General features: G+C 70.8%; 12 protein-coding genes. 9 read left to right on the top strand and 3 right to left on the bottom strand.

Features of this window, described 5'->3' with window-relative positions:
- Positions 1-90: 90 nt before the first annotated feature.
- A complete protein-coding gene (locus tag JCO01S_RS05530) occupies positions 91-1137 on the top strand; it encodes an NlpC/P60 family protein (RefSeq protein ID WP_068251995.1) in 1047 nt (348 codons plus the stop codon).
- A 75-nt stretch (positions 1138-1212) separates the two neighbouring features.
- Here the strand turns inward: JCO01S_RS05530 and JCO01S_RS15650 are convergent, their stop codons facing one another.
- Complete coding sequence (locus JCO01S_RS15650) at positions 1213-1368, bottom strand: hypothetical protein (protein WP_157074491.1); 156 nt, start codon at positions 1366-1368, stop codon at positions 1213-1215.
- A gap of 112 nt (positions 1369-1480) precedes the next feature.
- Between JCO01S_RS15650 and dapB the strand changes: the two genes are divergently transcribed.
- The gene (gene dapB / locus JCO01S_RS05525) at positions 1481-2221 is read left to right on the top strand and encodes a 4-hydroxy-tetrahydrodipicolinate reductase (protein ID WP_068251992.1); all 741 of its coding nucleotides are present in this window, start codon (positions 1481-1483) and stop codon (positions 2219-2221) included.
- Between the two features lie 31 nt (positions 2222-2252).
- Here the strand turns inward: dapB and JCO01S_RS05520 are convergent, their stop codons facing one another.
- Positions 2253-2810 carry a GNAT family N-acetyltransferase gene (locus JCO01S_RS05520; RefSeq protein ID WP_068251990.1) on the bottom strand — a complete coding sequence of 186 codons (558 nt, stop codon included), beginning with the start codon at positions 2808-2810 and terminating at the stop codon, positions 2253-2255.
- A 1-nt stretch (position 2811) separates the two neighbouring features.
- On the bottom strand, positions 2812-3534 hold the full coding sequence (locus JCO01S_RS05515; protein WP_084342659.1) for an enoyl-CoA hydratase-related protein: 723 nt from the start codon (positions 3532-3534) through the stop codon (positions 2812-2814).
- A 174-nt stretch (positions 3535-3708) separates the two neighbouring features.
- On the opposite strand from JCO01S_RS05515, the gene JCO01S_RS05510 reads away from it, so the two are divergent.
- The 7 genes from JCO01S_RS05510 (at position 3709) to JCO01S_RS05485 (ending at position 11473) form a co-directional block, all read left to right on the top strand.
- Complete coding sequence (locus JCO01S_RS05510; protein ID WP_068251983.1) at positions 3709-4749, top strand: NlpC/P60 family protein; 1041 nt, start codon at positions 3709-3711, stop codon at positions 4747-4749.
- Positions 4750-4900: 151 nt separating this feature from the next.
- Positions 4901-6010 (top strand): hypothetical protein, encoded by a 1110-nt coding sequence (locus JCO01S_RS05505; RefSeq protein ID WP_157074490.1) that lies wholly within the window; start codon positions 4901-4903, stop codon positions 6008-6010.
- Positions 6010-6168: a hypothetical protein gene (locus tag JCO01S_RS15645; RefSeq protein WP_157074489.1), complete on the top strand. Its 159-nt coding sequence runs from the start codon at positions 6010-6012 to the stop codon at positions 6166-6168. Before JCO01S_RS05505 ends, JCO01S_RS15645 begins: the two co-directional genes overlap by 1 nt.
- Positions 6143-6988, top strand: a complete 846-nt coding sequence (locus JCO01S_RS15870) for a hypothetical protein (protein WP_169796898.1) — start codon at positions 6143-6145, stop codon at positions 6986-6988. The genes JCO01S_RS15645 and JCO01S_RS15870 overlap by 26 nt, the downstream gene beginning before the upstream one ends.
- Positions 6985-8322 carry a poly-gamma-glutamate synthase PgsB gene (gene pgsB / locus JCO01S_RS15865; RefSeq protein WP_068251967.1) on the top strand — a complete coding sequence of 446 codons (1338 nt, stop codon included), beginning with the start codon at positions 6985-6987 and terminating at the stop codon, positions 8320-8322. The genes JCO01S_RS15870 and pgsB overlap by 4 nt, the downstream gene beginning before the upstream one ends.
- The gene (locus JCO01S_RS05490) at positions 8319-9335 is read left to right on the top strand and encodes a poly-gamma-glutamate biosynthesis protein PgsC/CapC (RefSeq protein WP_068251964.1); all 1017 of its coding nucleotides are present in this window, start codon (positions 8319-8321) and stop codon (positions 9333-9335) included. The genes pgsB and JCO01S_RS05490 overlap by 4 nt, the downstream gene beginning before the upstream one ends.
- Positions 9332-11473, top strand: a complete 2142-nt coding sequence (locus tag JCO01S_RS05485) for a CapA family protein (RefSeq protein ID WP_068251958.1) — start codon at positions 9332-9334, stop codon at positions 11471-11473. Before JCO01S_RS05490 ends, JCO01S_RS05485 begins: the two co-directional genes overlap by 4 nt.
- The last annotated feature ends 3 nt before the right edge of the window (positions 11474-11476 follow it).

The raw sequence follows: 11476 nt of genomic DNA, 5'->3' as shown, positions 1-11476 counted from the left end.
CGGGGCCCCGACCACGGCAAGTGGTCGGGGCCCCGCCGTCGCGCCGGGTGTTGTATAGACTTTCCGCACGCGCACGAGGATGGAGGCTGGATGCAGCTGCGCAAGCAAGTCGTGCCCATCGTGGCGATCGTCGTCTCACTGCTGCTCCTGGCGGCACTGTTCCTGGTCAGGTCGGTCGGGACCGGCGCGGAGCCGACGGCGAAGTCACCGGCCGCCGCACCGGGACAGCAGGACCCCGACGAGGTCCTGGACGAGCACACCTTCCGGCGGGTGTCGAACCCGGCGGGGACCGAGGTCGTGGACAAGGAGTCCGGTGACGTCGTCGCCCGGCTCACCGACAAGGCCCGCACCGCGGTCTTCTACGGCCCGAAGCACACCTTCGCCGAGCCGGACACGACCGACGCCACGGTCACGACGAATGCCTGGGTCCGCGTCGCCCCCCACCAGTGGAAGCAGGGCGGTGAGAAGGAGAAGTGGTTCCCGAAGTGGCTGGCCGAGTACAAGGGCAGCAAGAAGCCGGGAGCCCTCGAGATCGGCACCCAGTACTTCCAGGGGGCTCCGGACAAGAAGGACGAGGACGGGGTCCGCTACGCCGGTGACGCCGACTTCGGGCCGATGAAGGATGACGGCAGCGGGCTGCGCGACGTCGGCGGCGACTACAACGACTACATGGGGATCACCGTCTCCCACCCGGACAAGCAGGACGACCCGCCGGAGAAGGAGGATGCCAACGCCCTGGACTGCTCCGGCTTCCTGCGGATCGTGCTCGGCTACCGGATGGGCTACCCGATGTTCGGCAAGAACGACACCAAGGGCGATGGCCTGCAGCGACAGGTGCAGGGCATGGTCGACCACGCGCCCGGCGTGCTGCTCGTCAAGGACACGGGGAAGCGGCCGGACCTGGCCAAGGCGACGAAGAACATGCTGCCCGGCGACATCGTCTTCTTCGAGACCGACGGTGAGCCCGGCCTGGACCACTCCGGCTTCTACATGGGCAAGGACAGCCGGGGCAAGCACCGCTTCATGTCCAGCCGCGACACCATCAACGGACCGACCATGGGTGACGTCGCCGGCCCGTCGATCCTCGACGGCAACGGACTGTTCGCGAACAACTTCCGCGCGGTGCGCCGCCTCTGACACCACCGGACCCACCGCGAAGGGCGACGCTCCCCATCGGGGGAGCGTCGCCCTTCGTCGTGTCGACGCGGTCGGTCAGGCGGCGTCGCGGTGGCTGGTGGCGGGCCGTGCGTCGGGGACCCAGCGCATCTCCGTGTGGGTTCGCCCGTCCGCGCCCGTGACCGGGACCCAGATGCACCGCATCCGGGGGGAGTGGGTCTCGCGGGCAGTCCTCATCGTGGTGACCGTCATGGGGACACCTCCTGTTCATCCGCTGTTCACCTTCCACTCTATCAGTCAGGTGAACAGCAGGTGAACAACAGTGGTACGAGGAGTGTTGGACACCGTCTCGTAGGCTCGTGCCATGACGACGAAGGTGGCAGTGATCGGCGCCAAGGGGCGCATGGGTTCGACCGCGTGCGAGGCGGTCGAGGGAGCGCAGGACCTCGAGCTGGTCGGGCGTTTCGACGACGGGGACGACCTCGGTGACCTCGGTGGCGCGGACGTGGCCATCGACTTCACCGTCCTCGCGGCGAGCGAGGCGAACATCCGCCACTGCGTGCAGCAGGGCGTGCACGTCGTGGTCGGCACCTCCGGCTGGAGCGACGAGCGGGCCGAGCAGCTGCGCGGTGAGGTCGAGGCCAGCCCCGGTGTGGGGGTGCTCATCGCGCCCAACTTCGCGATCGGCGCGGTGCTGATGATGCAGTTCGCCAAGCAGGCGGCCCGCTTCTACGAGTCGGTCGAGGTCATCGAGCTGCACCACCCGAACAAGGTCGATGCCCCGAGCGGGACGGCCACGCGCACCGCGGAGCTGATCTCCACCTCCCGCTCCGAGGCCGGTCTGGGCGAGGTTCCGGACGCGACGACCAAGGATCCGGACGGCGCCCGTGGCGCGCAGGTCGGGGGCGTCCCGGTGCACGCCGTGCGGCTGCGCGGACTCGTCGCCCACCAGGAGGTGCTCCTCGGCAACGAGGGGGAGATGCTCACGATCCGGCACGACTCCTTCGACAGGGTCTCCTTCATGCCGGGGGTCCTCACCGGCGTGCGCGAGGTCGCCAAGCACCCCGGGGTCACGGTCGGTCTGGAGCACGTGCTGGGGCTCTGACGGTCGGCGGGCGGAGCCACGTCCGTCGAGGTCATGCCCGGGCGGAGTCGCCCGTCGTGAGCACCGCGACGACCCGGACCTCACGTGCGGTCCCGCCGTCGGGGGAGATCACCCGGTCGCGGTAGGCGCCGTCCGGCTGCATCCCGGCGGCGGTGAGGAAGGCGCGCAGGTCCTCGTGCTCGACGAGGCACCACGCGGTCACGCTCTCCGCGCCGGCCTCGCGGAGCGTGTCGACCGCAGCGTTGAGCAGCCGCGAGCCGTGCCCCTGCCTGCGCGACCGTGGGTCGACCCCGAGGGCGGTCACCTCGCCGGTGACCTGGCCGGTGTCGGGGTCTTGGCTCGGCCCGATCGCGGCGAAGCCGACGACGTCCTCACCCGCGCAGGCCACGAGCAGGCGGTGGACCCCTTCCGGCGGTGCTTCGAGCGACTCCCGCCAGGACGCGGCGAAGGCCTCCGGGGCGAAGGCGGCATGCACCTGCGGCGGGACCACCCCGTCGTAGGCCTGCTGCCACACGTGAGCCTGGACCCGGCCCACGATCTCGGCGTCCGCGGTGGTTGCGGTCCGGACGCTGGCATCGGCGCCGGCCATGTCAGCGCCCCTCGAAGACGGGGGAGCGGCGCTCGCGGAAGGCCTGTCGGCCCTCGGCGAGGTCGCGGCTGGCCCAGGCGCGGGCGAAGGCCTCGTCGTAGGCGGGGTCGGCGGCCGTGCCGACGTCCAGGCCGAGCTTCGAACCCGCCTGGGTCAGCGGTGCCAGGGTTGCTGCCCGGCGGGCCAGCTCCACCGCCGCGTCGAGGTCCCCGCGGACCTGGGTGAAGCCGTAGCGGTGGGCGTCGTCGGCGTCGAGCACAGCGGCGGTGAGGGCCATGTGGCGGGCGGCCCCTTCGCCCCAGTGGCGGATCAGCCGGTCGATGGTCCACCGGTCGACCATGAGCCCCAGCTTGGCCACCGGGACCGCGAAGCGTGCCCCCTCGGCGACGACCCGGACGTCGCAGGCGAGCGCGAGCTGCATGCCGAGGCCCATGCACGACCCGGAGATCGCCGCGACGGTCGTCACGGGCACCGCGGCCAGGTGGCGGAGCACCTCGGCCAGACGCCGGGTGAAGGAGACGTCCTCGAGCTCGGTGAGGTCGGCCCCGGCGCAGAAGTGGCCCTCGGCGCCGGTGAGGACGATGGCCCGGGCGCCCTCCGCGACGGCGCCGGTGACGGCCTCGTGCAGCTCCTCGAGGGCCCCCTCGTCGAGGGCGTTGCGTCGGCGGGTGCGGTCGATCGTGAGGATTGTCACCGCGTCGTGAAACTGGCTGTGGATGGGCACGACGGCCAGCATACGGATGCCGTCGGGCCCGGCCCATGGCCCCTGAGAGGCGCGTGCCCGGGCGATCCGGGGTGGCTGCCGGCCCCCTTCGCCCGCCCTCGTCGATAGGGTGTGTCATTTCGGACTCTGAGACGAGCGCCTGTAGTCTGGATCGGTCCGTCTCGAGGAGGGTCCATGAACGTTCGACGACAGGTTGGTCCTGCCGTCGCCATCATCGTCTGCCTGGTCGCCCTGGTCGTGCTCGGGCTGTCCCAGAACAGCCTGCGAGCTGACGGTGCCGGCGAGAGCGAATCCACCGCGCAGGCGAAGAAAGTCAACGACGTCTCGCTCGAGGGCCTCACCTACGAGCGCGTCAAGAATCCCGCCGGGACGGTGGTGCGCGACGACTCCGGCAAGCTCATCGCCCACCTCACCGACACGGCCCGCACCGCGGTGCTCACCGGACCGAAGCGCACCCTCGAGGAGCCGCGCAACACCGACGCGCGCGTGGTGACCAACAAGTACGTCCGCGTCCTGCCCAAGCCCTTCAAGAAGGGCGCCCAGGAGGAGGATTGGTTCCAGGAGTGGTTCGCCGAGGCGGTCAACGACCGCTCGCCGGACGCTCTCGAGATCGGTACGCAGTACTTCCAGGGTGCCGAGTCCAAGTACGACGAGAACGGGCTGCGCTACGCCGGTGACGCCGACTTCGGGCCGCTGAAGGACGACGGCAGCGGACTGCGCGACGTCGGCGGCGACTTCAACGACTACCTCGAGATCACGGTCTCCCACCCGGACAAGGAGCACGACCCGCCGGAGCAGCGGGACGCCAACTCCCTCGACTGCTCGGGCTTCCTGCGCATCGTCTACGGGTACCGACTCGGCTACCCGATGTTCGGCAAGAACGAGACCAAGGGTGACGGCCTCCAGCGCACCGTCAACGGCATGTACAAGTACGCGCCCGGTGTGACGCTCGTCAAGGACAAGGGCAGCCCGCCCCCGATCTCGGTGACCAAGAAGTTCCTGCCCGGTGATGTCCTCTTCTTCGACACCCACCCGGCCGAGGACGGGCTGGAGCACTCGGCGATCTACCTGGGCGTCGACAGCCAGGGAAAGCACCGCTTCATGTCCAGTCGTGACGCCGTCAACGGCCCGACCATGGGTGATGTCATGGGCCCGTCGATCATCGACGGCCATGGCCTTTTCGCCAACAACTGGCGGGCTGCCCACCGCCTCTGACCCACGCCCGCAGCCCGGCACGCCGCACCCGTGGGTGCCGGGCCGAGGGGTGCCCACGGTGTAGATTCCTCATGACCACGACAGCAATATCGACGACTACGGGCCGACGCTTGGGGGAGCGCCGGCGCACGAGATGTGGGGAGTGCCCTTCGTGACCAGCGCCAATCTCGGGTCCCGGATACCCGAACAGCGCGCCCCCTCCGTCGCGACACCGGCAGCTCGTCGTGCCGTCGCCGCCCTGGCGGCACGGATCCTCGGGGCGCCGGTCGGCTTCGTCAGCTTCGGTGACGTCGTCGACTTCCGCGGACAGCTGGTGGCCGGCTGGGAGCCGGACCGGCCTGACCGCGTCGCCCGCGCCATCTCGCAGTTGCTGGGCAGTACCTCCGCGTCCGTGCGCCACGACGACCTGTCCGGGTCCGAGGCCGCGCAGGACGGCGTGTGCGCGCTCGTGACCGCGCCGATCCGCTCCGCCTCCGGTGCCCTCGTCGGGCACGTCGGCGCCCTCGACGTCGAGCTGCACCCGTGGTCCAGCGCGGACGTGGACTCGTTGGAGGACTTCGCCGCCATGGTCGGCGCCACCCCGGATCTGGAGTCCGCCGCCGGCAGCGAGGGCCTGCGCCAGCACGTGCGCTCCCTCGTCCAGGAGGTTCGCGCCCTCGACGGCGCCCTCGTCCCCCTCATCCAGCGCGCCGAGGAGAGCGGTGACGCAGCGCTGGCCGGGCACGCCTCGACCGTGCGTTCCCGTCTCCTGACGATGCGCGGGCATCAGGACGGCGTGCGCGCCAGGGCCGGGATCGTCGGGCCGATCGCCGGCACCGTCGACCTCGCCGCGCTCGTGGCCGGCGTCCTCGACGACGTCGCCCGCCGGATCGCGGGTGAGCGGGTGCGCCTGACCGGTCAGGACCAGCAGCTCCCGGTCATCACCGGCGAGGTCGCCACCCGGGACGTGCTCTCGCAGTTCCTCGAGCACGTCTGTCGGCAGTTCGGCGTCGAGTCGGTCGCGGTCGAGCTGCGCCGGCTCGATGACGCCGAGGACGAGCGATCCGAGGCCGAGCTGGAGATCCGGGTCGCCGGCTTCGTCCGGGCGGGGGACCTCGCCCGTGTCAGTGCCGGGTTGGGCCGCTCCCAGGGGGCGCCCGTCGGCGGCACGCACATCGAGATCCGCGGGGACCGGATCCTCCTTCGTGGGGCCGACCACGAGGCCGAATCCTCTCCGGACCGGACCATCGTCCGGGCCCGCTGGCCGCTCGGGGTCGACTGATGGCGGATCCGGTGTGGTTCGATCTGGCCGTGCGGGGGATCGTGGGCGTGCTCGTCCTGTCCATCCTCCTCATCTGCCACGGCATCTGGGTGGAGGCCACCACACGCAGCGACGAAAGGAGTGACCGGCGCGATGACAGCCACACCGGCCTGGACTGACACGACGGTGCGCCTGCTCGCCTGCGCCGCGGCACTCGTCGGCTGCGGGGTCCTGGCAGGTGCCGACTCACCGGACATCGCGCTCGCGTGCGCCGCGATCGCCATCGCCTGCTGCCTCTCAGCGGTCCGCTTCGATGCGTTCATCGGCCTCGCTGTCGGCCTCGTCGGCGCGGCCGCCCTCGTGGCGGTCCGCATGGTCATCGGCGAGTGGAGCTCGGCGACGATCCTGCTCGTCGTCTCCGAGTCGATCGCGCTCGTGGCCCTCGGTTGGCTCGCGGGCAGTCTCGGCGGACGACTGCGTCGGCTGGCGCGGAGCTGGGACTCGGAGTCAGGCCGTTCGACCGCCGCCGTCTACAACTCGCTCGGGCTGCTGGCCTTCGACCAGGCTCGGGGTCGGCTCGACGAGGAGGTCGCCCGCAGCCGGCGCTCGCAGACGCCTCTGGCGATGCTGCTCGTGCGCGTCGAGATCGACGACGAGGAGGTCTCCTCGCAGTCCCGGGTGGCCGTCCACCGGGCCATCGCCCGACTCGTGGAGGCCGGCGTCGGGGAGTACGACGTCCCCTTCGCCATGAGCGAGAGCGAGATCGGGGCCATCCTCGTCGGCGCCACCGACGATCAGGCGTGGCGCACCATCGTCCCCCTCGTCGAGCGGGTCACCGGCGTCACCTTCGCCGACCGCCAGACCGGGCAGCGGCGCCGCGTGGTCGACGTCGCCCGGATCGCGACCGGCCTGGCGCTCGCCCACGAGACCTCCACGTCGGAGTCGCTCATGGCCCAGGCGCGCATGGCGCTCGACGGAAGCGTGAGCGCGGACCAGTGACGCCCTCGCTCGTCGGCTTCCTGCTCCTCCTCGCCGCGTGCCTGGCCACCTTCGGCTACTGGCACGCGGTCACGCGTGAGCACAACGAGCGCCTCAACGGCCTCGACCTGCGCGTGCACGTCAACGGCATCCGGGGCAAGTCCACCGTGACCCGCCTCGTCGCCGGAGTCCTGCGCGAAGGGGGCTACGTCACCGTCGCGAAGACCACCGGCAGCGCCGCGCGGATCATCGCCCCGGACGGGGTGGAGACCCCGATCAAGCGCCGGGGCGCCCCGACGATCAACGAGCAGATCGACATCGTGGCCGACCACGTCACCACGGCGACCGAGGCCCTCGTCATGGAGTGCATGGCGGTGCGGCCGATCAACCAGACCTACTCCCAGGACTTCCTCGTGCGCTCCGACGTCACGGTCATCACCAACGTGCGCGAGGACCACCAGGAGGAGATGGGGGAGACCCTCGAGGAGATCGCGGACTCGCTCTCCCGGACCATCCCCGAGGACGGCGTCCTCATCACCGCCGAGGACCGGGAGCATCTGCGCGAGCGGCTGCGGGCCAACGCCCACGCCCGCGGCAGCCGTCTGGTCTATGCCGACCCGGCGAGCGTCACGGACGCGGACATGCGCGGCTTCGACTACATCCAGTACAAGGAGAACGTCGCGATCGGCCTCGAGATGGCCCGCCTCGCCGGGATCCACCGGGACGCGGCCATCGCGGGGATGTGGAAGGCCGTTCCCGACGTCGGCGCCGTACGGCTGCAGTGGTACGAGATCCTCGGCAAACGGGTCCTGTGGGTCCCGCTCTTCGCGGCGAACGACAAGGAGAGCGTCGTCCGGACCATCGAGCAGCTGGACCGCACGGCCTTCCCCGAGGGCGCGACCGTCATCGGGATCCTCAACAACCGGCAAGACCGTGGGCGGCGGGCCGAGCTCTTCGCCGAGCTGACCGCGCACGAGCTCGAGCCGCACCTGGACGAGGTCATCACCATGGGCTCCTACGAGGAGGCCGTCACCCGGGCCATCCTCGACGGGGGCTTCCCTGCCGAGCGGTTGCACGCTCTGGGCGAGACCGTCCAGCCCGATCTCCCCGAGATCCTCGAGCGCATCGCCGGCCTCATCGAGGGCGACGAAGGGGTGCTCATCGGGATGGTCAACATCCACACCGAGCAGGCCGAACTGCTCATCGGCCACTTCCAGGACCTCACCGGCGCCGAGTACCGGGACCACGTCGCCCAGTCCCGCGACCGGGAGCGCGCCCCGCGGGGCGTGGCCCGACTGCACCGGGCGGCGACCCGGACCGCCGCCGCGCCGTCCGAGGGGGAGGGCGAGCGGTGACCCAGCTGGACTACGGGATCTCCGCGGAGATCGTGCGCATCGCCGTCGTCGTCGGCGTCGTCATCAGCGTGCTCTTCTACGAGCGTTTCCACTTGACCACCGGCGGGGCCATCGTCCCGGGGTATCTCGCCATCGGCCTGATCAATCCGCTGTCGGTGGTCGTGACGCTGCTCGCGGGCTCGCTGACGTACGTCATCGTCCACGGCATGGTCCTCAAACGCCGGATCATCTACGGGCGACGACTCTTCGAGCTCGAGGTGCTCATCGGCCTCGGCTTCATCCTCGTCACGACGGTCGTGGCGGGGGTCCTCGGCGACATCGACCCGACGTGGGCGGGCATCGCCGGGATCGGCTTCCTCGTCCCCGGGATCATCGCCCACGACATGGGCCGGCAGGGCGTGCAGCGCACCCTCCTGGCGACCGGCGTGACCACCGCCCTCCTCGGAGCGGCGATCTTCCTGCTCGAGGCGATCTTCAGCCTGTTGCCCGGCTCGACGGGCAAGGTCGTCGAGCTCTCCTCCCAGATCGGCTTCCCCGCCGAGCTGCTGCTGCTCGCGGTGGCCGTCAGCGTCATCGCCGGAACCCTGCTCTTCCAGCACCGCGGCATCCGCTCCGGAGGGTTCATCACCGGTGCCTACCTCGGGCTCGTCAGCTCCCGGCTCGCCGACGTGGCCTTCGTCGCCGGGGTCGCGGTGATCACCTGGTTCCTCGTCACGAAGATCCTCATGCCCCGGCTCATGCTCTTCGGGCGTCGGAAGCTCTCCGCGATGCTCATGGTCGGCGCACTGGTCGCGTGGGGGCTGGAGCTGATCCTGCGGTGGGCCACCGACATGGCCTACTCCCCGTGGCTGGGTCTGACCGTCGCGCCCCTGCTGGTCCCCGCTCTCGTCGCCAACGACGCCGAGCGGCAGGGGTGGGCCAACACCCTGTGGGGCGTGGCCATGACCACCAGTGCCGTCTTTGCCGTCACCAACCTCGTGGCTGCCGGGGCCACGGCGGGAGGTCTGCTGTGAACAACCGGTCCATCGCCCCCTTCCTCCTGCGCAACGCCGTGGTCCTCGTCGCGGCCGTCCTCGTCCTGGCCCTCGGCCTGGCGGTGATGGTCACGACCAAGCAGCGCCGGGCCGAGAACGCGGAGTCCGACCCCACCGTCGTGCGCGGAGTCGTCACGAACGCCGAGGGGAAGCCGGTCCCCGGTGCCACGGTCTCCCTGGGCTCGGAGAGCACGCGGAGCAACGCCAACGGCACCTTCGACATGGAGGTGGCCGGTCCCGGGCTCGCCACCGCGGAGAAGGACGGCTACCTGCCCCGCACGCTCATGCTCGAGCCCGGGCACTCGCGCACCGTCGAGCTCAGCTCGCAGCGGGAGGACACCCTCTCGCTGCGTTTCGGCGGCGACGTCATGGCCGGTCGCCGGTACTACGAGAAGACCCCGGACCATGGCCCGCTGCTCACCAAGTCCTCGGGCGCCGAGGACCACGCCGCGCTGCTCGCAGGGGTCAAGCCCCTCCTGGAGGACGCCGACCTGAGCACGGTCAACCTCGAGACCCCGCTGGTGGAGAAGCCCTACTTCGACCCCAGGAAACGCCGTCCGGCCCGCTTCCGTCAGGACAAGACCATCGCCCTGGCCACCGACGTCTCCTTTGCCGAGGCGATGCGCCGCAGCGGCATCGACGTGGTCTCCCTCGGCAACAACCATGTGATGGATGCCTTCGAGAAGGGCCTCAAGAGCACGCAGGACGCCCTCGACGAGGCAGGGATCATCCACTTCGGTGCCGGCAAGAACCAGCAGGAGGCGCTGCAGCCGGCCTATGTGGAGCGAAGGGGGCAGACGGTCGCCTACATCGGGTGCACGACCGTCGACGGCCGACAGCACAAGATTCCGTACGTCGCCACCGCCACCAAGCCCGGCGCCGCCTTCTGCAACCCGAAGCAGCTGAGGAAGGTCATCGAGAAGGCGGACGAGCGGGCCGACACCGTCGTCTTCATGCCGCACGGTGACGTCGAGTACCGGCGCCAGCAGGTCTCGACCATCCGCAGCCTGGCCGACCTCGCCCGGGAGTCCGGCGCCGACATCGTCGCCGCCTCGCACCCGCACGTCATCGGCGGGATGAGCACCGAGGACGACTACCTCTTCCTCGAGACGACCGGGAATCTCCTCTTCGACCAGACGCTGTGGCAGACCTACCCCAGCTACATCGCGCGGGCCGACGTCCGGGACGGGGAGCTGGTCACCGCGACCGCCGACCCGGTCGTGCTCGAGGACTACCGTCCGCACGCGGCCGCCGGGCTGTATGCCGATGCGGTCTCACGGATCGCGACGGGCACCGCCTCCGGGGCGGCCCGCCTGAGCGGCCCCGGCTCGACCGTGAGGTACCTGCAGGACGACGACGAGGGCCGCGAGAAGACCCAACGCCTGGAGGCCGGGAAGGCCCGGCACCTGGCCCCGGGCTGGTGGGCGGACCCGAACTCGGCGAGCGGGCTTCGCTTCGGCAAGGACCTGCTCTTCGGTACGGGCAGCTTCGAGCCGCTGGCCCCCTCGGACTGGACGAGCCGGGTGGACGTCCCGTCCGGGACCGGCAACACCGCCAAGGGCATGAGCACGAGCCGGCTGTGGATGCTCGGCAAGTACGCGGAGCTGACCCACGAGGGGGCCTGCCGGGCCTCGTGGCCGGAGTCGACGACCGGCCTGCAGGTGTCCCGGTCCCCGCTGAGCACGAAGGACGTCATCGCAGCCAACTCCAACCGGATCCCGGTGGGGGACCAGGTCAGCCTGCTGGCCGACGTCCGACGGGCCGAGCCCGGCAGCAGTCTCGAGGTCCACTGGTACGCCAGTACCCGGGGCGGCAGCATGGACGTCTCGACCATCGACCTGCCGAACGGCTCCTGGTCGCCCTCGGACTGCGAGTCGGTGCGGCTGGACGTGGAGCGGCCCGTGGGGGCCAGCTATGCCCAGGTCTTCCTGCGCCAGAAGCCCCCGGGCGGTGGCCAGCGGGTGCTGCGCACGGCCGTGGACAACGTCCGGCTCATCGAGTGGGCCTCACACCCCTTCTCGGGGCGGGCCTACGACACCGTCGAGGCGAACTCGGACGCGGAGATCACCCTCCACAAGGACGACCCCGCCGCCGGGTCGAAGCCCTTCCTGCGCTGAGGC

Source organism: Janibacter corallicola NBRC 107790 (genome assembly GCF_001570965.1).
Taxonomy (GTDB): Bacteria; Actinomycetota; Actinomycetes; order Actinomycetales; family Dermatophilaceae; genus Janibacter; species Janibacter corallicola.
This window is presented reverse-complemented; position numbering and strand designations above follow the sequence as displayed.